General features: G+C 54.2%; 20 protein-coding genes. All 20 read right to left on the bottom strand.

Features of this window, described 5'->3' with window-relative positions; translation table 11 throughout:
- Window positions 1-15: 15 nt before the first annotated feature.
- Window positions 16-405 (bottom strand): 8-oxo-dGTP diphosphatase MutT, encoded by a 390-nt coding sequence (gene mutT, locus FOB24_RS05870; protein WP_038642991.1) that lies wholly within the window; start codon window positions 403-405, stop codon window positions 16-18.
- Window positions 406-461: 56 nt separating this feature from the next.
- The gene (gene secA / locus FOB24_RS05865) at window positions 462-3,167 is read right to left on the bottom strand and encodes a preprotein translocase subunit SecA (RefSeq protein WP_038637231.1); all 2,706 of its coding nucleotides are present in this window, start codon (window positions 3,165-3,167) and stop codon (window positions 462-464) included.
- A 60-nt stretch (window positions 3,168-3,227) separates the two neighbouring features.
- The gene (secM, locus tag FOB24_RS05860; protein WP_038637228.1) at window positions 3,228-3,734 is read right to left on the bottom strand and encodes a secA translation cis-regulator SecM; all 507 of its coding nucleotides are present in this window, start codon (window positions 3,732-3,734) and stop codon (window positions 3,228-3,230) included.
- Between the two features lie 282 nt (window positions 3,735-4,016).
- Window positions 4,017-4,934 carry a UDP-3-O-acyl-N-acetylglucosamine deacetylase gene (gene lpxC / locus FOB24_RS05855; protein WP_006686706.1) on the bottom strand — a complete coding sequence of 306 codons (918 nt, stop codon included), beginning with the start codon at window positions 4,932-4,934 and terminating at the stop codon, window positions 4,017-4,019.
- A gap of 100 nt (window positions 4,935-5,034) precedes the next feature.
- Entirely contained in the window at window positions 5,035-6,186 is a 1,152-nt protein-coding gene (ftsZ, locus tag FOB24_RS05850) for a cell division protein FtsZ (protein WP_003018753.1), read from the bottom strand.
- A 62-nt stretch (window positions 6,187-6,248) separates the two neighbouring features.
- Complete coding sequence (ftsA, locus tag FOB24_RS05845) at window positions 6,249-7,511, bottom strand: cell division protein FtsA (protein WP_003018755.1); 1,263 nt, start codon at window positions 7,509-7,511, stop codon at window positions 6,249-6,251.
- Complete coding sequence (gene ftsQ / locus FOB24_RS05840; RefSeq protein WP_038637223.1) at window positions 7,508-8,341, bottom strand: cell division protein FtsQ; 834 nt, start codon at window positions 8,339-8,341, stop codon at window positions 7,508-7,510. Before ftsQ ends, ftsA begins: the two co-directional genes overlap by 4 nt.
- A 1-nt stretch (window position 8,342) precedes the next feature.
- Window positions 8,343-9,263 carry a D-alanine--D-alanine ligase gene (locus tag FOB24_RS05835; protein ID WP_121528583.1) on the bottom strand — a complete coding sequence of 307 codons (921 nt, stop codon included), beginning with the start codon at window positions 9,261-9,263 and terminating at the stop codon, window positions 8,343-8,345.
- Entirely contained in the window at window positions 9,256-10,731 is a 1,476-nt protein-coding gene (gene murC / locus FOB24_RS05830) for a UDP-N-acetylmuramate--L-alanine ligase (RefSeq protein WP_085048311.1), read from the bottom strand. The genes FOB24_RS05835 and murC overlap by 8 nt, the downstream gene beginning before the upstream one ends.
- A 51-nt stretch (window positions 10,732-10,782) precedes the next feature.
- Complete coding sequence (gene murG / locus FOB24_RS05825; RefSeq protein WP_038637216.1) at window positions 10,783-11,850, bottom strand: undecaprenyldiphospho-muramoylpentapeptide beta-N-acetylglucosaminyltransferase; 1,068 nt, start codon at window positions 11,848-11,850, stop codon at window positions 10,783-10,785.
- Window positions 11,847-13,091, bottom strand: a complete 1,245-nt coding sequence (gene ftsW, locus FOB24_RS05820) for a cell division protein FtsW (RefSeq protein ID WP_038637214.1) — start codon at window positions 13,089-13,091, stop codon at window positions 11,847-11,849. The genes murG and ftsW overlap by 4 nt, the downstream gene beginning before the upstream one ends.
- A complete protein-coding gene (gene murD / locus FOB24_RS05815) occupies window positions 13,091-14,407 on the bottom strand; it encodes a UDP-N-acetylmuramoyl-L-alanine--D-glutamate ligase (protein ID WP_150344657.1) in 1,317 nt (438 codons plus the stop codon). Before murD ends, ftsW begins: the two co-directional genes overlap by 1 nt.
- A gap of 2 nt (window positions 14,408-14,409) precedes the next feature.
- Window positions 14,410-15,492 carry a phospho-N-acetylmuramoyl-pentapeptide-transferase gene (mraY, locus tag FOB24_RS05810; protein ID WP_016151694.1) on the bottom strand — a complete coding sequence of 361 codons (1,083 nt, stop codon included), beginning with the start codon at window positions 15,490-15,492 and terminating at the stop codon, window positions 14,410-14,412.
- Window positions 15,486-16,844, bottom strand: a complete 1,359-nt coding sequence (gene murF, locus FOB24_RS05805; RefSeq protein ID WP_085048313.1) for a UDP-N-acetylmuramoyl-tripeptide--D-alanyl-D-alanine ligase — start codon at window positions 16,842-16,844, stop codon at window positions 15,486-15,488. Before murF ends, mraY begins: the two co-directional genes overlap by 7 nt.
- On the bottom strand, window positions 16,841-18,328 hold the full coding sequence (gene murE, locus FOB24_RS05800; RefSeq protein WP_150344656.1) for a UDP-N-acetylmuramoyl-L-alanyl-D-glutamate--2,6-diaminopimelate ligase: 1,488 nt from the start codon (window positions 18,326-18,328) through the stop codon (window positions 16,841-16,843). The genes murF and murE overlap by 4 nt, the downstream gene beginning before the upstream one ends.
- Window positions 18,315-20,081, bottom strand: a complete 1,767-nt coding sequence (gene ftsI, locus FOB24_RS05795; RefSeq protein ID WP_038637202.1) for a peptidoglycan glycosyltransferase FtsI — start codon at window positions 20,079-20,081, stop codon at window positions 18,315-18,317. Before ftsI ends, murE begins: the two co-directional genes overlap by 14 nt.
- Before the next feature lie 15 nt (window positions 20,082-20,096).
- Window positions 20,097-20,462, bottom strand: coding sequence for a cell division protein FtsL (gene ftsL / locus FOB24_RS05790; protein ID WP_006686695.1), 366 nt, complete (start codon window positions 20,460-20,462; stop codon window positions 20,097-20,099).
- Window positions 20,459-21,400, bottom strand: coding sequence for a 16S rRNA (cytosine(1402)-N(4))-methyltransferase RsmH (gene rsmH, locus FOB24_RS05785; protein WP_042312345.1), 942 nt, complete (start codon window positions 21,398-21,400; stop codon window positions 20,459-20,461). Before rsmH ends, ftsL begins: the two co-directional genes overlap by 4 nt.
- Window position 21,401: 1 nt before the next feature.
- A complete protein-coding gene (gene mraZ / locus FOB24_RS05780) occupies window positions 21,402-21,860 on the bottom strand; it encodes a division/cell wall cluster transcriptional repressor MraZ (protein ID WP_038637194.1) in 459 nt (152 codons plus the stop codon).
- A 613-nt stretch (window positions 21,861-22,473) separates the two neighbouring features.
- Complete coding sequence (cra, locus tag FOB24_RS05775) at window positions 22,474-23,478, bottom strand: catabolite repressor/activator (RefSeq protein WP_038637189.1); 1,005 nt, start codon at window positions 23,476-23,478, stop codon at window positions 22,474-22,476.
- Between the last annotated feature and the right edge of the window lie 147 nt (window positions 23,479-23,625).

Here is a 23,625-nt window from a genome sequence, read left to right as displayed (position 1 = left end):
GGCCTACGAACACCCTTAGCCCGCAATCAGCTTTTCAATTACCGGGGCATTCGCGGGCGGGAAGTCCTCCACATTCAGAGCATCTTGCGCAATCCACTGCGCCGGTTGCCCCTCTTTTCCCCACGGTTCGCCTTCCCAGCTTTCCACCAGCCAGAACCACAGCGTAATGTGCCGGTCCGGAAACTGATACTCCAGCTTTTCGAACAGTGAATTCTGAGTCGGTGTGATCCCAACTTCTTCCTGTAGTTCGCGAATCAGCGCCTGCTCTGGCGTTTCACCCGCTTCAATTTTCCCACCGGGGAATTCCAGCTTATTTGCCATATGGGCATCCGCCGCACGCTGGGTGATAAAAATTTCATTGTGCTGGTTACGAATAATCCCGACGGCGATCTGCAATTTTTTCATTTTCATCGTCCATAAAAAAGGCGCAGAAGTCTGCGCCTTTTCAATAAGTTATTTTCTTAGCTCAGACGGCCATGACACTGTTTGTATTTTTTGCCGGAACCGCAAGGGCACGGATCGTTACGACCCACTTTACGCTCGCCGGTTTGTGCTGCCATCTCTTCTGCCGCGGCGGCATCGTCGCCTTTATGGCTCAACTGCTGCATCTGCGCTAAACGCTCAGCTTCTTCACGACGCTGCTGCTCCATCGCTTCGACTTCTTCAGGCATACGTACCTGAACTTTGCTCAGGGTGCTGATCACTTCATACTTCAGTGATTCCAGCATTGATGCAAACATAGAGAAGGATTCACGCTTGTATTCCTGCTTCGGATCTTTTTGCGCGTAACCACGCAGGTGGATACCCTGACGCAGGTAATCCATCGCCGCCAGGTGCTCTTTCCACAGCGAGTCGAGCGTTTGCAGCATCACGCCTTTTTCGAAGTGACGCATCATCTCTGCGCCCACAACTTCTTCTTTACGCTGATAAACTTCTACCGCATTTGCCAGAATACGTTCGCGCAGCGTTTCTTCGTGCAGCTCAGGTTCTTTATCCAGCCACTCTGAAATCGGCATATCCAGATCAAAGTCGTTTTTCAGGCGCTCCTGCAGACCCGGAATATCCCACATCTCTTCCAGAGACTGCGGCGGAATATAGGCATCAATCGTCGCTTTGAAGACGTCTTCGCGGATGCTGTTAATGGTTTCGCTAACGTCAGAGACATCCAGCAGTTCGTTACGCTGGGTGTAGATTGCGCGGCGCTGATCGTTAGCAACGTCATCATATTCCAGCAGTTGCTTACGAATATCGAAGTTGCGGCTTTCCACTTTACGCTGCGCGTTTGCAATCGCTTTCGTCACCCATGGGTGTTCAATCGCTTCACCCGGCTTCATACCCAGTTTACGCATCATGCCGGACACGCGGTCAGAGGCAAAAATACGCATCAGCGCATCTTCCATCGACAGGTAGAAACGAGACGAACCCGCATCACCCTGACGACCGGAACGACCACGCAGCTGGTTATCGATACGACGAGATTCATGACGCTCAGTACCGATAATATGTAAACCGCCGGCCGCTAACACCGCGTCATGACGAACCTGCCAATCAGCTTTGATCTGGGCGATCTGTTCCGGAGTTGGGTCTTGCAGCTCGGCAACTTCCGCCTGCCAGCTACCACCCAGCACGATATCGGTACCACGACCCGCCATGTTTGTCGCAATAGTGACGGCTGACGGATAACCCGCCTGGGCGACGATATCCGCTTCGCTGGCGTGGAACTTGGCGTTCAGCACGTTGTGCTTAATGCCTGCTTTGGTCAGCTCGTTAGAGACCACTTCCGATTTTTCAATGGAGATAGTACCCACCAGCACCGGCTGGCCATTAGCGGTACGCTCTTTAATATCTTCAATAATCGCCTGAATTTTTTCCGCTTCGGTCATGTACACCAGATCCGGTAAATCCTTACGGATCATCGGACGGTTGGTCGGAACGACCACGGTATCCAGTTTGTAGATGGAGCTGAATTCAAACGCTTCAGTGTCTGCAGTACCGGTCATACCGGCCAGTTTTTCGTACAAACGGAAGTAGTTCTGGAAGGTAATGGATGCCAGCGTCTGGTTTTCGTTCTGGATCTCCACGCCTTCTTTCGCTTCAACAGCCTGGTGCAGGCCATCGGACCAGCGACGCCCCTGCATCGTACGACCAGTGTGTTCGTCGACGATGATAACTTCGCCATCTTTCACGATGTAGTCGACGTCACGGGTAAACAGCACGTGCGCGCGCAGTGCGGCAGTCACGTGGTGCATCAGCATAATGTTGCCCGGAGAGTACAGCGACTCGCCCTCATCCATAATGCCTTCGTTCACCAGCAGTTCTTCAATCAGCACCAGACCACGTTCGGTCAGGTTAACCTGGCGCGCTTTCTCATCAACGGAGAAGTGGCCTTCACCCTGGAAAGTGTCGGAATCTTCCTTCTCCTGACGGATCAGGTGCGGAATGATTTTGTTCACTTTTTTATACATTTCCGAGCTGTCTTCAGCCGGACCGGAAATGATCAGCGGCGTACGCGCTTCATCGATCAAGATGGAGTCGACTTCATCGACCAGCGCATAGTGCAGTTTACGCTGAACACGCTCTTCCGGGCTAAACGCCATGTTGTCACGCAGGTAGTCAAAGCCGTATTCGTTGTTGGTGCCGTAGGTAATATCGGCATTATAAGCTTCACGCTTAGCTGGCGCTGGCAGGCCAGACATGTTGATACCGACAGTCATGCCGAGGAATTCAAACAGCGGGCGGTTATTTTCGGCGTCACGCTGGGCCAGGTAGTCGTTCACAGTAACCACGTGTACGCCTTTCCCGCTTAACGCGTTCAGGTACGCCGGCAGCGTTGCGGTCAGGGTTTTACCTTCACCGGTACGCATTTCCGCGATGCAGCGATCGTTAAGCACCATACCGCCCAGCAGTTGAACGTCGAAGTGGCGCATGCCGAACACACGCTTACTCGCTTCGCGAACCACCGCGAACGCTTCCGGGATCAGGCTCTCAACGCTGGCGCCTTTTTCCAGACGGGCGCGGAATTCCGCGGTCTTTGCTTTCAGCTCATCATCGGAGAGTTTTTCCATCTCCGGTTCCATGGCGTTGATGACATTGACCACTTTACGCATACGACGCAGCGTACGTTCGTTACGGCTACCGAATACTTTTGTTAATAATTTGATTAGCATAATAAAATCTCAAACGCCCCGCGGTGCGGAGTCAAAAATTATAAGTTGGAAGGTTCTTTTTTAGCTGAGGCGTTGAGGGCCAGCGCGGATGCCCTGCAGCTGGCTGATCCAGACCGGAACGCTAAACGCTGCCTGAGAGGTAAAGTGGGAGTATGTCACGCGACTCACGGTCGCTGGCGGTCTGCCTTCTTGCGTCAGCATCGCGCTGAGCGTATTCAATAACGCAAGATGGTGCGCCTGGATTGGCAACGGCTCTTCGGCAACGGGCAGCGCCTGAGGAGCCATAGCAAAAGAAAGATGGCGAATAACCGTACGAATAGCATGCTGATGCCAGTAGTCGACGGTAAAATTCGGGCGGCGATTGGTCGCTTCCAGCAAAGCAAGCTGGTTAAAGTTAACTTTAGCGCCTTGATCGTGATTGCTGGCGGTCGCCTTCGCGGGGGTATTAGGTTCAGCAGCATTACCAAGCGCGGGCAGGCCAAAACTAGCCGCGACCATCCCCAACAGGAGATGCGGCCAGAAGTACCGTCTGCCTAACTGTCGCCAGCGCGTCAGTATTCCACTCACGTTATTGCCACCTGATATACCCTGCGTTTGGGGTTACATATGCAAAACCATTTTTTGCGCACAAATATTACCATTAATGCGTTCGCACCACAGCAGTAATGACGCAAGTCGCGGGTAAATATGCTTAAGAAAGCAGCGATCGAACGCTATTTTACTCTGCCGGTGGGGAGAAAGTCGCTTCAGGGAAGGTGGTTTGCAATCGGAAAATAAAAAAACGACTGGTTCACCTGGCCGGAGAGAGTGCCAGATTAACCAGTCGAATTTATGCGACAGCGTATGTCGTTATGCCAGTACGGTCGAAGGTGCTTTGAACGCCAGCGGCAGTTCTGCATCGTCCTGGAAGGTCACATATTCCCAGGCTTCCTGTTTCGCCAGGACCGCCTGCAACAATTTGTTATTCAATGCATGACCGGATTTATACGCGGTGAATGCACCAATAATGTTGTGACCACACATGAACAAGTCACCAATCGCGTCGAGCATTTTGTGACGAACGAATTCGTCTTCAAAACGCAGGCCGTCTTCGTTCAATACGCGATAATCGTCAACAACGATGGCACAATCGAAGCTGCCGCCCAGGCACAGGCCGCGGGACTGCAGATATTCGATATCACGCATGAAGCCGAAAGTACGCGCGCGGCTGATCTGGCGCATGAACGCATCCGCAGAGAAGTTCATCGCGTAGCGCTGCGTGCTGGAGTCGATTGCCGGATGGTTAAAGTCGATGGTGAAATCCAACGTAAAACCATTATACGGCTTAAACTCAGCCCACTTATCGCCATCTTCGACACGAACGGTCTCTTTGATGCGAACAAATTTTTTGGCGCTGCTCAGTTCTTCAATACCCGCATCAAGCAGCAGATAGACGAACGGAGCGGCACTGCCATCCATAATCGGGATTTCCGGGGCGTTAACTTCAATAACGATGTTATCGATACCTAAGCCCGCCAGAGCAGCGTTAAGGTGCTCAACGGTTGAAATCCGTACATCATGCTCGTTGACCAGACACGTACAGAGCATGGTATCACGCACAGATTTGGCATCGGCCGGGAAATCTACCGGAGGATTCAAGTCGGTGCGACGATAGATGACCCCGGTGTTGGCCGGCGCAGGGCGTAATGTCAGGGTGACTTTTTTGCCGGTATGCAAACCGACGCCAGTCGCCTGAACGATACGTTTAAGAGTCCTTTGTTTGATCATCGTATAATCTCGCCAAATTACCTATCCAACCGAAGTGTACTATACATTCGGTGGGCCAGTTTAGCACAAAGAGCCACAATTCCCAAATTCCAGCTAATTCTTAATCAGCTTGCTTACGCAGGAACGCAGGGATATCCAGATAATCCGGCTCTTTGGTGGTTTGCGGCGTATTGTCGTTAACCACTTTCGCAACCGGTTTTTGCTCTTGCGTCAACGGCGCCATACCGTGCTGCTGGTAACGATCCATTACCGGCTGCTGGACCTGCTTGTTGGTTACCAGAGTGATTTCAGGACGCTTGTCCATACCAATTCCAGTCGCAACAACGGTCACGCGCAGTTCGTCGTTCATATCCGGGTCCAGAGAGGTACCGATAACCACGGTCGCGTTATCCGATGCAAAGGCACGGATGGTGTTACCGACGGTTTCGAATTCATCCAGACGCAGGTCGAAGCCCGCAGTAATGTTGACCAGCACGCCGCGCGCGCCAGACAGATCGATATCTTCCAGCAGCGGGGAAGAGATAGCCATTTCAGCCGCTTCTTCCGCACGGTCTTCACCGCTTGCCACGCCGGAGCCCATCATCGCGTAGCCCATTTCGGACATCACGGTGCGCACGTCTGCAAAGTCGACGTTCATCAGGCCCGGACGCGTGATCAGTTCAGCGATACCCTGGACTGCGCCTTTCAGCACGTCGTTCGCTGCGCCAAACGCATCCAGCAGGGAGATACCACGGCCCAGCACTTTCAGCAGTTTGTCGTTCGGGATAGTGATCAGAGAGTCCACGTGTTTGGACAGTTCGGTGATACCCTGCTCCGCGAATGCCATACGCTTCTTGCCTTCAAAGTTGAAAGGCTTAGTCACGACAGCAACGGTCAGGATACCTAAATCTTTTGCCACTTCAGCAACCACTGGCGCAGCACCGGTTCCGGTACCGCCGCCCATTCCTGCTGCGATAAACACCATGTCTGCACCGTCAAGCGCTGCACGCAGAGCTTCACGATCTTCGTCTGCCGCATTACGACCGACTTCCGGGTTTGCACCCGCGCCCAGACCTTTGGTGATGCCGCTACCAATTTGAATGGTCTGTCCAACCGCCGTTTTACGCAACGCCTGAGCGTCGGTATTCACCGCAAAGAATTCAACACCTTCGATGCGCTCGCGCACCATGTGTTCAACGGCATTACCGCCGCCGCCGCCGACGCCGATGACTTTAATCACCGCGTCATTGGTTAGTTCCATAGGTTCAAACATAGTTTCTCTCTCCGTTGTGCCTGTCGCCTGAGACCTTTAATGTGCGTCGGTCTCTTTAAAAATTAAAACTCTTTTCTCAGCCAGCTATTGAGTCGTTTAATCCACGAGCCAACTGACGCCGTTACGCGTTTTTCAACTTCAGCCTCACCACTCAAATGGGACTCTTTCCCGTAGTGAAGCAGCCCCACTGCCGTTGAATAATACGGCTCCTGGGCATAATCCGTCAGACCGGTAATATTCAGCGGTGCGCCAATACGGACTTGCGTATGGAACACGCGCTGTGCGCAGGCTGCAAGACCTTCAATTTGCGCTGCGCCACCGGTTAACACAATCCCCGCCGCCAGATGATGTTTCACCCCCTGCTGGCGAAGCTGTTCTTGTAATTGCAAAATTTCTTCGTTGACCAGGTTGAGCAGCTCGGTATAACGCGGCTCAATGACCTCTGCCAAAGTCTGACGCTGCAGGCTACGCGGCGGACGACCGCCCACGCTTGGCACCTCAACGCTCTCGTCTTTACCGACGATGGAGCCCAGCGCGCAGCCATGACGTACTTTGATGGCTTCAGCATCGCTCGGCGGCGTACCAAAGGCATACGCGATATCGCTGGTCACCACATTCCCTGCATAAGGGATCACTTTGGTATGGCGCAACGCCCCGCCAGTATAAACGGCGATATCCATTGTACCACCACCAATATCTACCACGCAGACACCCAGTTCACGTTCATCTTCCGTCAACACGGAATAACTGGCTGCCAGTCCGGCGAAAATCAGTTGGTCAACTTTCAGACCACAACGTTCAACGGCTTTGACAATATTCTTCGCCATGTCGTTGTGGCAGGTAATAAGATGCACTTTTGCCTGCATACGTACGCCGGAAAGACCTACCGGATTTTTGATACCTTCCTGGTAGTCAATGGCGTATTCCTGCGGAATAACGTGCAGAACACGATGTTCATCGCGCACGCGTACGGATTTTGCCGTATGTACGACGTTTTCCACATCTTCCTGCGTCACTTCCTCTTCAGAAATGGGCACCATACCAATTTCATTCTGACAGCTAATGTGTTTGCCGGAAAGCGCCAGATACACCGAGGATATCTGGCAATCTGCCATCAGCTCAGCCTGGTCAATGGCGCGCTGTACGCATTTCACCACTGACTCAAGGTCATTCACCCCGCCTTTATCCATACCTCGCGATGGGCAACTGCCCACGCCAATGATATTGACCATACCGTCGGGCAGAACTTCCCCTACTAAAGCGGCTACCTTCGCGGTGCCAATCTCCAGTCCAACTACCAGTTTTCTGTCCGTCGCCTTGATCATTGTTGTTCTGCCTGTGCCTGATTCTGTTGCTGATTAGATTCCTCAGGAGGCAAGGGAACCCAGCCTACTGCCGCTCCTGAGTCATAACGCAAATCAACGTAGCTAATCCGTTTGCCATCGGTTTGCGCCTGCTGCTGTAAAACCGGGTAGAGTTCCACAAAGCGAGCCAAACGTTTTATCGTATCGCCCCTGCCCAGATTGAGCTTAATATCGTTATTTAGCGTCAACTGCCAGGAACGACGCGCGGTCATCGCCGCTTCCTTCAGGGTGAATCTATCCTTAGCCAGCACCTGCCCCATATCGCGGAACCCTTGCAGCACTTCACTTGCGCTGCCTTCCGGTCCGTACAACATGGGTAATACCTGCTTATTGGCCCGACCGGATGGGACGCTGAACGTATTGCCTTCAGCATCCACCATGTGCTGGTCATTCCAACGCGCAATTGGCACATATTCAACCAGATGAATCTTCAATTCATCAGGCCATTGCTTTCTGACGCTCGCCTGTTTAATCCACGGGAGGCGTTCAATCTGACTCTGGATGATGTTCACATCCTGGGTCATAAAGGTTCCCGGCGCGCCCAGCGCCAGAATGGACTGACGGATATCATCATTGCGCGTGTAATGCCGTTCGCCGGTTAACACCAGTTTTGACAACGGCAAACGCTGCGCATCTTCCATCCATCCCAACACGACCCAGCCGCTGACAAACACGGTGCACAGCACTGTCAGCAGGAACAGTATTCCTGCAAGACGCGTTCCATTATTGCGGCGTGAGGAATTTACGTCTTCTTCATCACCGTTTCGCGTGTTCAGCGCAGCCTGCGACATATCAGTCCGCCAACTCCAGAATTCTTACCACCAACTGCGAGAAGCTCAGACCCGCCTGACGCGCCGCCATCGGCACCAGGCTGTGACTGGTCATACCCGGAGAGGTATTGGCTTCCAGCAGATAAAACTGGCCATCGCTGTCCAGCATGACGTCAATGCGCCCCCAACCTTTACAGCCTAAGGCGGTCCACGCTTTCAGGACTAAATCCTGTAATTGGGCCTCTTGCTCGACTTCCAGACCTGCAGGGCAGAAATATTGTGTCTCATCAGAGAGATACTTCGCCTCATAATCATAGAAGGTTCCCGCGGGTTGGATACGTATTGACGGTAAAATTTCTTCGCCGAGTATCGCAACTGTAAATTCCGGGCCACTGAGCCATTTTTCAATCAGTACTTCTTCATCATGCTGAAAAGCCAATGCTAATGCACCCTGCAAAGCATTTTCTTCTTCAACTTTTGACATCCCTACGCTGGAACCTTCACGGCTTGGCTTAACAATCAGCGGCAAACCTAACGCAGAAATTTTTGCAACTACCTCATCGCTAAGACCTTTTTCGAACTCAGCGCGGGTCAACGCAACCCATGGCGCGACGGGTAAACCTGCGCCCTGCCACAGCAGCTTGCTGCGCAGTTTGTCCATCGAAATCGCGGAAGCCATGACGCCGCTGCCGGTATAAGGCAAGCCAATTTGCTCCAGCATGCCCTGCAACGTGCCATCTTCACCGCCACGGCCGTGCAGCGCAATAAACACCTTCTGAAAACCCATTGATTTCAGAAGAGTGACATCAACCTCTTTAGGGTCAACCGGATGGGCATCCACGCCGCCTTCACGCAACCCGGCGAGCACAGCCGCGCCAGAGTTCAGCGACACTTCTCGTTCTGCGGAGGTGCCCCCTAACAGGACCGCGATTTTATCAGCCATGTTGTTCTTCCTCCGGATTTTGCGGCTTCAGTTTGATTTCAGCTAAGGAACGCGCAATTTTGCCGATATTTCCAGCGCCTTGCACCAAAATCAGATCGTTGCCGGTTAATACCGGTGCCAACATTTCTGCCACCTGGGCCGGATCGGATACCAGAATAGGATCGATCTTACCGCGACCACGAATAGTACGGCACAGCGAGCGGCTGTCAGCGCCTGGAATGGCGGCTTCGCCCGCGGCGTATACATCCAGCATCAACAGCGCATCAACCTGAGTCAGCACGTTGGCAAAGTCGTCATACAAATCGCGCGTGCGCGTATACCGATGCGGCTGGAACAGCATCACCAGATTTTTGTCCGGCCAGCCCGCGCGCGCGGCTTTAATCGTGGCATCCACTTCCGTTGGGTGATGGCCGTAATCATCAACCAGCATCGCGGTCCCGGCTTTACCGTTAACCGGCTCAAGCGGGAATTCGCCGAGGAAGTCAAAACGGCGTCCGGTACCCTGGAAACTTTCCAGCGCGCGCAGGATCGCGTCGTCTTCAATACCTTCTTCCGTTGCGACCGCTACCGCGGCAGCCGCGTTCAGCGCATTGTGGCGGCCCGGCGCGTTCAACGTTACGCGTAGTTCGGCCATCCCCTGACGCACCAGGGTGAAGTGACCCTGCGGGCCGATCTGCTGGTAATCTTCAACGCGCACATCGGCATCATCACTGAAACCATAGGTTGTGGTTTGACGGCCAACTCGCGGTAGCAGTTCGCGGATCACCGGATCGTCAACGCACATCACCGCACGACCATAAAACGGCAAGTTATGCAGGAAATTAATAAACGTCTGCTTTAAATTTTCGAAGTCGCCATGGTAGGTATCCATATGGTCGGCTTCGATATTGGTGACAATCGCCACCATCGGCTGCAAATGCAGGAACGACGCATCGCTCTCGTCCGCTTCGGCAATCAAATAACGGCTATGACCCAGACGTGCATGAACGCCTGCGGCCTTCACCAGACCACCGTTAACAAAGGTCGGATCCAGCCCCGCTTCCGCGTAAATACTGGAGACCATCGCCGTGGTCGTGGTTTTACCATGCGTCCCGGCAATGGCGATGCCGTGACGAAAACGCATTAACTCCGCCAGCATTTCAGCGCGACGGATCACAGGAATGCGCGCTTCATGCGCCGCAACAATTTCCGGGTTATCCGCAGAAATGGCGCTGGAGACCACTACCACGCTCGCATCGCGTACGTTTTCCGGACGATGGTTGAAGAAAATCGTGGCACCGAGATTCGTCAACTGCTGCGTCACCGGATTTGGCGCTAAGTCAGAACCGCTGATCTGATAACCTTCATTGGCCAAAACTTCGGCAATACCGCCCATACCAGCACCACCGATGCCGACAAAGTGAATGTGCCGAACGCGACGCATTTCGGGCACGATGGAACGCAGTTTTGCCAGTTGTTGTGTATTCATTCTTTAGCCATTAACTTCTTAGTTCATGCGATGCAAAAGGCATCACCACAATTACGCCCGGGCAGCCCGGCTCACTTCATTTGCAACGCGTTCGGTGGCATCCGGTATGGATGCGGCGCGCGCACGTTCTGCCATGGTTAATAAAGTTTCTCGCGACCACCCGGCAAGGGTGCTGGCGACGGCATCCACAGTAAACTGTGGTTGCTCTAAAATTTTGGCGGCGCCCGCTTTTTCCAGCGGCAACGCATTCCAGTACTGCTGTCTGTCTTTGTGCTGGAACGGCACAAACAGCGCAGGTAAGCCTGCGGCGGCAATCTCACTCACCGTCAGCGCGCCGGAACGGCACACTACAACATCCGCCCATGCATAAGCGGCGGCCATATCATCAATAAACTCAGTGACCTTGTGCTGCGGTTGTCCGACCTCGGCATAAGCGTGTTCAACGGTTTGTTGCGCACCTTTACCGCTCTGGTGCCAGATAGTCACCGCCTCGCCAAGCTTTGCGGCAACCTGCGGCATCGTCTGGTTGAGAACGCGCGCGCCCTGAGAACCACCGACCACCAGCACACGAACCGGGCCTTCACGTCCAGCCAGACGCGCTTCGGGTAATGGCAGCGCCAGCACGTCCGTGCGTACCGGGTTCCCGACCACTTCCGCATTCGGGAAAGCGCCGGGGAAAGCCTGCATAACCTTCGTTGCAATTTTTGCCAGCCATTTATTGGTTAATCCCGCAATGCCGTTCTGCTCATGCAGTACGACCGGAATACCTAATGACCAGGCCGCCAGGCCGCCAGGACCTGACACGTAGCCGCCCATACCGAGCACCACATCAGGCTTGAATTGCTTCATGATGGCGCGCGCCTGACGCCAGGCGTTAAAAATACGCACGGGTGCGGCAAGCAGTGCGTTAACGCCTTTGCCACGCAGACCGGAGATGCGAATAAAGTCAATTTCAATGCCATGCTTCGGCACTAAGTCCGCTTCCATACGATCGGCGGTGCCCAGCCAACGAACCTGCCAGCCCTGGGCCATTAAATGGTGCGCGACCGCCAGTCCCGGGAACACATGCCCGCCGGTACCGCCTGCCATCACCATTAACCGCTTCGGTTGACCACTCATCGTGCACCTCGTGTAAACGCCTGGGCTTTTTCCAGACGCGTTTCATAATCAATACGTAACAAAAACATGATGGCCGTCGACATTATCAACAAACTGGAACCACCATAACTAATAAGCGGCAGCGTCAGACCTTTGGTTGGCAGCATACCTGCCGCCGCGCCGACGTTTACTAACGCCTGGAAGCTAAACCAGATCCCGATGGAGCAGGCTAAAAAGCCTGAAAAACGGTGGTCAATTTCCAGCGCTTTACGGCCAATCGACATCGCGCGAAAAGCGACGAAGAATACCATTAAAAGTGCCAATACCACACCGATATAACCCAGTTCTTCCCCAATGATGGCGAAGATGAAGTCGGTGTGCGCCTCCGGTAAATACTCCAGTTTTTGGACTGAGTTGCCTAACCCTTGCCCCCAAACCTCACCACGGCCAAACGCCATTAGCGATTGCGTCAACTGGTATCCGCTGCCGAACGGATCTTCCCATGGATTCCAGAAAGAGGTTACGCGACGAATACGATACGGTTCGGCAAGGATCAGCAGCACGACCGCCGATATCCCCATGCCGATAATCGCAATGAACTGCCACAATTTAGCCCCGGCAAGAAACAGCATCGCCAGCGTGGTGACAAACAGCACCACTACCGTACCGAGGTCAGGCTGCGCCAGCAGTAATACGGCCAGCACCAGGATCACGCCCATCGGTTTCAGGAAGCCGCGCAGGTTGTTTCGCACTTCATCCACCTTGCGTACCAGGTAGTTGGCGAGATAACAGAACAGCGACAGCTTGGTAAATTCCGCAGGCTGAATACGCAGCGGCCCCAGAGCAATCCAGCGCGATGCCCCGTTAACGGAGCTCCCCACCACCAACACGATCAGCAGCATGATGATCGAGGCGATGAGCATCGTAGTGCTGTACTTCTGCCAGAACGCCATCGGCAGACGCAGCGTGACCATCGCCAAACAGAACGCCAGGAAGATGTACAGCGCGTCACGTTTAGCAAACAGGAAGGGGTCTCCCGCCAGACGTTGTCCTACCGGCATTGATGCCGATGTCACCATGATGAAACCAATTGCCGCCAGACCGAAGGTCAGCCACAGCAGCATGCGGTCATACATGATCAGGCTGTCCGCGTCTTTATCGCGCGAAGCCATCACCCAGCCTTTGAGTGCCGCGAAGATCCACGCCAGGACACCCAGTCCCGGTAAGCGCGGCATTCTCAGGCGAGGGAGAGATAAACGCATCAACCCAACTCCTTCGCCAGACGCGTAAAGACGTCACCGCGTTGCTCAAAGTTCTTGAACTGATCGAGGCTGGCACACGCTGGCGACAGCAGCACCATATCACCCGGCTTCACGCGCGGCGCGAGCAGACGCATTGCCTGCTCCATGGTTTCGGTTTGTTCGGCAACCTCAGGTCGCAGTGCCGCAAGCTGCGCGCCATCACGGCCAAAGCAGTACAGACGGATGTTGTCGCCGGTGAGGTAACGTTGCAGCGGCATAAAGTCAGCAGATTTCCCGTCGCCGCCCAGCAGCAGGTGCAGCGTACCGTCAACATGCAGGCCATTCAGCGCCGCTTCAGTACTGCCGACGTTGGTCGCTTTTGAATCGTTGATCCAACGCACACCGTTATGATTCAGTACCAACTGGAAACGATGCGCCAGTCCGGTAAAGGTGGTCAGCGCTTTCAGGCTTGACGCCCGCGGCAGACCCGCTGCATCAGCCAGCGCCAGCGCTGCCAGAGCGTTGGTATAGTTATGCTGGCCGGTAAGCGTCATCTCTTTCACGTTGAGAACTTTTTCACCCTTCACCCGCAGCCAGGTTTCGCCCTGCTGACGATTAAGGTGATAGTCCCCCATGTTGACACCGAAGCTCACACAACGCTCATCTGCGCCACGAACCGGCATGGTCAGCGCATCATCCGCATTGACCACGCAGACTTTCGCATTCTCATAAACGCGCAGTTTGGCCGCACGATACTGCTGCAAGCCAAACGGATACCTGTCCATATGATCTTCGGTGACATTCAAAATGGTGGCGGCTACGGCCTGTAAGCTGGAGGTCGTTTCAAGCTGGAAACTGGATAGCTCAAGCACATATAGCTCACGCTCGGCGTCCAGTAACATCAGTGCTGGCAGGCCAATGTTACCGCCTACGCCGACGTTAACGCCTGCTGCTTTTGCCATTTCGCCAACCAGCGTCGTAACCGTGCTCTTACCGTTAGAGCCGGTGATCGCGACGATCGGCGCCTGTGCTTCGCGACAAAACAGCTCAATGTCACCGACAATTTCAATCCCCGCATCGGCGGCGGCGCTCAGTGAAGGGTGCGCCAGGGCAATACCAGGGCTGGCGACGATGAGATCGGCGTCCAGCAGCCAGTCATCATTCAGGCTGCCAACATGACGCTCAACCGCTTCCGGTAATTTATCCAGGCCCGGCGGCGTCGCGCGGGTATCCATCACGCGCGGCGTCACGCCACGCACCAGGAAGAAATCCACGCAGGACAGCCCGGTCAAACCCAGACCGATAATGACGACTTTTTTACCCTGGTAATCAGCCATGATTAACGTACCTTCAGCGTTGCCAGGCCAATCAGCACCAGCATCAGCGAAATAATCCAGAAGCGCACAATCACGCGCGGTTCCGGCCAGCCTTTCAGTTCATAGTGGTGGTGAATCGGCGCCATACGGAAGATGCGCTGTCCGCGCAGCTTAAAGGAACCGACCTGCAGAATGACCGACAGCGTTTCTACGACGAATACGCCGCCCATGATCACCAGCAGGAACTCCTGACGCAGCAGCACGGCAATAATGCCCAGCGCGCCGCCCAGCGCCAGCGATCCGACGTCGCCCATAAAGACCTGCGCCGGATAGGTGTTAAACCACAGGAAGCCTAACCCCGCGCCGACAATCGCCGTACAGACGATCACCAGTTCACCGGCATGGCGTAAATACGGAATGTGCAGATAGTTAGCGAAGTTCATGTTCCCGGTCGCCCATGCCACCAGCGCAAAACCCGCAGCCACGAACACGGTCGGCATAATCGCCAGGCCATCCAGACCATCGGTGAGATTGACCGCGTTACCGGTACCCACAATGACGAAGTACGCCAGCAGGACGTAGAACAGTCCCAGTTGCGGCATCACGTCTTTAAAGAACGGCACGACCAGTTCGGTCGCCGGGGTATCTTTCCCCGCCAGGTACAGCGCAAAGGCTACGCCCAGCGCAATCACCGACATCCAAAAATATTTCCAGCGCGCGATCAGACCTTTAGTATCTTTGCGTACCACTTTGCGGTAGTCATCGACAAAACCAATAATCCCGTAACCGACTAATACCACCAGCACGCACCAGACGTACGGGTTCGACGGGTATGCCCACAGGAGCACGGAGATAACAATCGCGGTGAGGATCATGATCCCGCCCATGGTCGGCGTACCGCGTTTACTAAAGTGTGATTCCGGGCCGTCGTTACGTACGACCTGTCCAAAGGACATTTTTTGCAGGCGGGCGATCATGCGCGGGCCCATCCACAAAGAGATGAACAGCGCGGTCAGCAGGCTGACGATGGCGCGAAACGTCAGATAGGAAAAGACGTTAAAGCCGGAATAATATTTGACCAAATGTTCGGCCAGCCAAACTAACATGTCCCATTCTCCTGTAATGCGCGTACTACCTCTTCCATGGCGGCACTACGTGAACCCTTCACTAAAATCGTCATGATCTGATGTTCCGCAATCAGCGCCTTGAGATGCGCGACCAGCGCGGTTTTATCCGCAAAATGCTCGCCAACGCCGCTGGCGTCGCTAATTGCCTGACTCAGTTTCCCTGTACTCAGTACACGGTCGATGCCCGCGTTTTTCGCAGCAACACCTACCTGTACGTGACATGCTTCGCTTTCCGCGCCAAGCTCTGCCATATCGCCCACCACCAGCACGCGGTAGCCCGGCATTTCGGACAGCACCTGTACCGCTGCGGTCATCGAGCCGACGTTAGCGTTGTAGGAGTCGTCCAGCAGCAGCTGATTTTCTGCCAGTTGAATCGGGAACAGACGCCCCGGTACCGCTTGCAGATCTTTCAGGCCCGCTTTGATCGCCTCAGGCGTCGCGCCTACCGCCATAGAGAGCGCAGCCGCCGCCAGGGCGTTGGCAATGTTGTGACGACCCGGCAACGGCAGCAGAACATCGATGCTTCCGGTTGGCGTGCGCAGCGAAAACTCCGTACCGTGCGAGGTCACGTGAACGTTAGCCGCCGAAAAATCGCTGTTGGCCGCATTCGGGGAGAAGCGCCAGACTTTGCGATCGCCAATGATGCTCTGCCAGTTCAGCCAGTCGTTGTTATCAGCGTTCATGATGGCGATGCCATTCGCTGACAGACCGCCAAAAATCTCACCTTTAGCCTTCGCAACGCCCGCAAGAGAGCCGAAACCCTCCAGATGCGCAGCAGCAAGATTGTTCACCAGCGCCGCTTCCGGACGCGTCAGGCCAACGGTCCAGGCGATTTCGCCCTGATGATTGGCGCCGAGCTCAATCACGGCATAGTCGTAATCGTTGTTTAAGCGCAGCAACGTCATCGGTACACCGATGTCGTTGTTCAGATTGCCCGCGGTGTATAGGGTGTTGCCACACTGGCTCAGAATGGATGCCGTCATCTCTTTAACAGACGTTTTGCCGGATGAGCCGGTCAGCGCGACCACGCGCGCCGGAACCTGGGCGCGAACCCACGCTGCCAGTTCGCCGAACGCCAGACGGGTGTCTTTTACAATAACCTGCGGTAAATCAATATTGAGTGGACGGCTGACTAACAGCGCGCCTGCTCCCCCGTCTTTCGCCTTGTCGGCAAAATCGTGGGCATCAAAGCGTTCGCCTTTCAGCGCCACAAACAGGCAGCCCGGCGTCACTTTACGCGTATCGGTTGTCACTGCATCGAGGGTCAGGTCGCCCCCTTTTAGTTCGCCACAGAGGATTTCCGCCAGTTGGCTGAGCGTTACGCTAATCATGCGATCACCCCCAGCAGACGCGCTGCCGTGACGCGGTCAGAATAGTCGAGACGCTGTGAACCAACGATCTGGTAGTCTTCGTGCCCTTTCCCGGCCACCAGCACCACGTCGTTTTCTTTCGCCTGCATGATGGCGTTAGTCACTGCTTCGGCGCGACCTTCCATCACCTTCGCCTGTCCGGCATCCAGCATCCCCACCAGAATGTCGTTGATGATGGCGCGCGGCTCTTCGGTACGCGGGTTGTCATCGGTCACCACGACCACATCAGCAAATTGTTCGGCAATCGCGCCCATCAGCGGACGTTTGCCTTTGTCACGATCGCCACCGCAGCCAAAGACGCACCACAGTTTGCCGGTACAGTGCAGACGCGCCGCCTGCAGCGCTTTTTCCAGCGCATCCGGCGTATGGGCATAATCAACCACCACGGTGGTTTTGCCCGGCGCGCTGAATACTTCCATGCGCCCGCAAACCGGTTGCAATTGTGTCGCTGTTTTTAGTAAATCAGCTAACGGATATCCCAGCGCCAGCAGCGTTGCCAGCGCCAGCAGCAGATTGCTGACGTTAAACGCGCCCATCAGGCGGCTTTCAATTTCGCCTTCCCCCCATGAGGAGGTAAAGCGAATCGTTGCCCCGCTGTCGTGATACTTCACCTCAACGGCTTTTAACCAACGACCATGACAGTTCGGGTTGATGTGGTCTTCCATCGAAACGGCCACCGCATCCGGAAGTTTGGCCAGCCAGCGACGACCGACCTCATCATCCGCATTGACGATGGCCTGACCGCAATGGTGCGTGGAGTACAGCAGCCATTTCGCGGCTTCGTAATGTTCCATGTCACCGTGGTAGTCGAGATGGTCACGGCTTAAGTTAGTAAACACTGATGCGGCAAACTTCAGCGCCGCGACGCGATGCTGAACCAGACCGTGGGAAGAGACTTCCATCGCGCCAACCGTGGCGCCCTGTGCAACCAGCCCCGCCAGCACATGCTGGACATCAACGGCTGAACCGGTGGTATTTTCTGTTGGAATCACTTTGCCCAACAGACCATTGCCAACGGTTCCCATAACCGCGCTGGTTTCACCCAGCAGTTGGCTCCACTGCGCCAGCAATTGAGTAGTGGTCGTTTTACCGTTGGTCCCGGTCACGCCAACCAGACGCATTTTTTCAGAAGGCTCGTGGTAAAAACGGCCCGCCAGTGCAGATAAACGCTCATTAAGCTGGCTGAGATAGATAACCGGAACGCCGTGCATTTCACGGATTTCACCATCAGTCGCTTCATCTTTTGCTTCTGCAATAATGGCAGCCACACCTTGCGCTATCGCCTGCGGGATATACCGACGCCCGTCCGCCTGATGACCCAATACTGCGACAAAGAGATCGCCCGATGCAGCCACACGGCTGTCGAGCGTCATCTCCCGCAGTGCTCGCTCCGGTGCACCCGGCACCCATGGAGCAAGAAGGTCGCGCAAATTACGATCTGCCACCTGTTGCCTCGCCTTGATTATTCACAAATTCACTTTTATCGCCCGTTGCCAGCGCATCCGGTTCGATGTTCATGGTGCGTAGTACGCCGCCCATGATGGCACCGAAGACCGGCGCGGAAACGGCGCCACCGTAGTATTTACCCGCCTGCGGATCGTTGATAACAACAACCAGCGCGAAGCGCGGCTGACTCGCAGGCGCAACGCCTGCGGTATAAGCAATGTATTTGTTGATGTAGCGACCATCCGGCCCTACTTTTTTCGCCGTACCGGTTTTGATGGCGATGCGATAGCCTTTAATCGCCGCCTTCACGCCACCGCCTCCGGGCAGCGCTACGCTTTCCATCATGTGCACCACGGTACGAACGGTCGCTTCCGGGAAAATACGCTCGCCCGGAACAGGAGGGTCAACTTTGGTAATCGACAGCGGGCGATAAACGCCATAGCTGCCGATCGTTGCATAGACTCGCGCTAACTGTAACGGGGTTACCATTAGCCCATAGCCGAAAGAGAAGGTGGCCCTCTCTATGTCAGACCACCGTTGTTTTTGAGGATATAAGCCACTGCGTTCTCCGACCAACCCCAAATTGGTCGCTTTTCCCAGCCCAAAACGTGAGTAAGTATCTACTAACGCTGAGGACGGCATCGCTAACGCCAGCTTAGAAACACCGACGTTACTCGACTTCTGCAAAACCCCGGTAAGGGTCAATTCGCTATAACGCGCCACGTCTTTGATTTCGTGACCATTAATTCGGTAAGGAATCGTATTGAGTACGGTATTTTCGCGTACCACTCCACGCTGCAGCGCCGTCATTACCACCATTGGTTTGACGGTAGAACCCGGTTCAAACACGTCGGTAATGGTACGGTTACGCATGACATCTTTTTGCGTACCGGAGAGATTATTGGGGTTGTAGGACGGGCTGTTCGCCATCGCCAGCACTTCACCGGTGTTGACATCCACCAGCACGGCGCTGCCGGATTCCGCTTTGTTGAACGCGACGGCATTATTCAGTTCACGGTAGACCAGCGCCTGTAAACGCTCATCAATGCTCAGCGCAAGGTTGTGCGCCGCCTGGCTGTCGGTAGAGGAGATATCTTCAATTACGCGGCCATAGCGGTCTTTACGTACGATACGTTCGCCCGGCTGTCCGGTGAGCCACTTATCGAAGCTCTTCTCAACGCCTTCAATCCCCTGGCTGTCAACGTTAGTAAAGCCAATGAGGTGAGCGGTCACTTCTCCGGAAGGATAGTAACGACGGGATTCTTCACGCAGGTGAATACCTGGCAGCTTGAGTTTTTTGATGTAGTCGGCCATGTCAGGGTTAACCTGACGCGCCAGATAGATAAAGCGCCCTTTCGGGTTGGCGTTAATACGGGAAGCCAGCTGGTCGAGCGGGAGATTAAGCGCGGTCGACAGCGCTCTCCAGCGTTCACCAACGCTCACGCCGCCTGCGTCATGCACCTCTTTCGGGTCGGCCCAAATCGCCTTCACCGGAACACTCACCGCCAGCGGACGGCCCGAACGGTCGGTAATCATCCCGCGCGATGTAGAGACTTCCTGTACGCGCAGGGAGCGCATGTCGCCCTGACGCACCAGCATATCCGGCGCGATGATTTGCAGCCAGGCGACGCGTCCCAGCAGGAAACCCAGCGCCAGCAAAATACAGCCGCACAGTAACGCAAAACGCCAACTGACAAAGTTGGCTTGTTCTTCCTGGCGTTTTGGTTTGTGCGTTTTTGCCGCTGCTTTCATGCGTCGCGTTTATCCTTATTTTTGTACTACAATATTTTCTTGTGAGGGATCAACATGCTGCATTTGCAGCTTTTCCGTTGCGATCCGTTCAACACGGCTATGGTCGCCGAGCGCGTTCTCCTCAAGGATCAAGTTGCGCCATTCGATATCCAACGCATCTCGCTCCAGAACCAACTGCTCACGCTGCGCGGTCAGTAACCGCGTATGGTGTGCGGTTGTCACGACGGTAACCGCCGTCAAAATAATGCAAATGAACAGGCAGAGTGGCAGCTTCCCATACCGCAAAAGATCGTCACCGATCACGCCAGGCAAGGCATGGCGCTCGTTGCTTCCTATCGATCCTTTAACTTTGCTAAGGGCTTCTGTCACTCTGCTGATCATGCGTTCGTCCTCTCTGCAATACGCAGAACTGAACTACGGGCACGAGGATTTTCAGCTACCTCTTCTTCACCCGGCATCATCTTGCCTAGTGCTCTTAACTCACGGCCGCCCAGCTTTTTGATCTGCGCTTCCGTCATCGGTATTCCAGCCGGAACCTGAGGACCACGGCTTTGTTCGCGCATAAAGCGTTTCACAATACGGTCTTCAAGCGAATGGAAACTGATAATCGAAAGGCGACCACCTGGTGCCAGCACGCTGAGCGAGCTTTTTAGCGCCTGCTCTATCTCCTCCAGTTCACTGTTCACCCAGATGCGCACCGCCTGGAAGGTACGGGTCGCGGGATGTTTGAATTTGTCTTTCACCGGCATTGCCGCCGCAATCACTTCCGCCAGCTCTTTGGTGCGGGTCATCGGTTCGATGCGATTGCGCTCGACGATGGCGCGAGCAATGCGTTTACCAAAGCGCTCCTCGCCAAAGGTTTTAATCACCCAGGCAATGTCCGCTTCATCGGCGGTTTGCAGCCATTCGGCTGCGGACTGACCGCGTGTTGGATCCATACGCATATCCAACGGACCGTCACGCATAAACGAGAAACCGCGCTCCGCGTCATCAAGCTGCGGTGAAGAAACGCCAAGATCGAGAAGAATCCCGTCGATCTTACCGGTAAGTCCGCGCTCGGCGACATAGTCAGCCAGCGCAGAGAATGGTCCATGAACGATGGAGAAACGGGGATCGGTAATCGTCTGTGCAACGGCAATAGCCTGCGGATCACGATCGATAGCCAGTAAACGTCCCTCTTCGCCAAGCTGGGAAAGGATCAGACGTGAATGACCACCGCGACCAAATGTCCCGTCAATGTAGATGCCGTCTGGACGAATATTCAGGCCGTTGACGGCCTCATCCAGCAACACCGTTGTATGTTTATAATTTTCCATCATTTTATAGAGACAAATCCTGCAATCGTTCCGACAGCGCGCCGGTAACAGACTGCTCAGCGTCGATATCTTCCTTGACCTGTTGATACCAGGTCGTTTCATCCCACAGCTCAAACTTATTGAACTGCCCAACCAGCATCACTTCTTTCGTTAGCCCCGCGTGTTGCCGCAGAATCGGCGCTATCAATAATCGGCCAGCGCTATCCATCTGACATTCGCTGGCATGCCCCAACAACAGGCGCTGTACGCGACGCTCAACTGGATTCATGCTCGACAGACGCGATAACTTCTGCTCGATAATTTCCCATTCAGGCAGGGGGTACAGCAGCAGGCACGGGTGATGGATGTCAATGGTGCAAACCATTTGACCGGTAGCGCACTCGAGCAGTTGATCCCGATAACGGGTGGGCACCGATAAGCGCCCTTTACTGTCGAGATTAACTAACGTTGCTCCCCGGAACATGCCAGTCTCACCCCCGATTACCACTTTATCCCACAAAATCCCACTTAAAGGAGTTTACGGAGCGGAGGAAAACCTTGTCAAGCAAGTCACGGCGCTAAGCGGAGCAAAAAACACATTGTTTACAGCTAATATCAGCGTTGAACAAATTCCGTACAGCAAACGAAGCAAATTAACGTCATGAATATTTGTAAGAAAAAAATCCAACAACTCATGATTGTTTAAAACAACCGAATATCATCAAAAGAAAATATAAAGTGTCAGTTTGCGACGCGAGCGGCATTTTAGGACAATATGCAGCGAGATAACAGTACCAGTTAATCAGTCTGTATGCCGTGCAGGAGCGAGGTAAGCGTGAGGTTGTCGGCATAGGGCAGCAAAGTGTTTGTTAATTCGGCAAATCCCTACAAGCATGTAACAAAATAATACAACCGTAACGCATCTTTACGTTTCAATAACCCAAAAATGGAGAGTTGCATTTTTAATTCGGCATAATTCAAGAATCAATTTCAGATAATTCTAAAGAATATTCTTAATTATAATGAGGTTATTTCTGAGAATAGAATATTTGATGACGTCAGAGGCTTATCCCGTTGACGTCACCAAATGAGGCAACTTAGTTACGGCTCAGAATACCGCGACGGTACAGATTACGCCGTATACGCGTTAACCCAGGTTTGGGTTTACGCGGCTCATCCAGACTTGCCAGCACAATCTCCAGCACACGTTCAGCTACATCGCGATGGCGTTGCGCCACCGCGAGCACCGGACACTGCAGGAAGTCGAGCAGTTCGTGATCGCCAAAAGTCGCTATCGCCAAATCAGACGGCAACTGCCCATCGCGACGCAGGGTCACATCCATCACTCCCTGCAACAGAGCAAACGACGTGGTAAACAGCGCCTGAGGCATGGGATGCGTTTCCAGCCATTTATCAAAGAGCTGCGCGGCCGCTTCCCGCTCATAGCTGTTGGCGTAAAGGAAATGAACGTCACGCGGATCGTCTTTCCACGCGGTGCGGAAGCCCTGCTCACGCAGGAAGCTGACGGATAATTCAGGCAGCGCGCCCAGATAAAGTACGGTTTCTGCAGGGAATTTACGTAACTCCTGCGCCAGCATTTCCGCATCATCCTGGTCCGCGCCCACGACGCTGGTGAAATGTTCGCGATCCAGCGCACGGTCCAGCGCCACAATCGGGAATGAACTGTTTGCCCAGCGCTGATAGAACGGATGTTCTGGCGGCAAGGAAGTCGATACAATGATGGCATCAACCTGGCGTTGTAAAAGATGCTCAATACAGCGCATTTCGTTATCAGGCTGATCTTCAGAGCAGGCAATCAACAGTTGATACCCGCGCTGACGCGCCTGGCGCTCCAGATAGTTTGCAATCCGGGTATAGCTTGTGTTCTCAAGATCCGGGATCACCAGCCCGATAGAGCGTGTGCGTCCAGCACGCAACCCGGCCGCCACGGCATTCGGGTGGTAATTATGCTCACGCACCACCGCCATGACTTTTTCAACCGTTTTGTCGCTTACGCGATATTGCTTTGCTTTGCCATTAATAACGTAGCTTGCAGTCGTTCGCGAAACGCCGGCCAACCGAGCGATTTCATCCAGTTTCACAATTGCCCCTTGCGTAAAATGTACAAACCATAACCTTTGTGATGGCATGGGTTAAGTTTCTTAACATCTAAGCGCAGAATAATGACTGCGGCAACCGCTTTTGTCTCTGGTTACTGCTGATTTCGCAAAAAAAAGCGCAACAGATAG

The organism is Citrobacter werkmanii, assembly GCF_008693645.1.
Classification (GTDB): domain Bacteria; phylum Pseudomonadota; class Gammaproteobacteria; order Enterobacterales; family Enterobacteriaceae; genus Citrobacter; species Citrobacter werkmanii.
The sequence above is the reverse complement of the archived record's forward strand: the minus strand, read 5'-3'. Positions and strand labels throughout refer to the sequence as shown.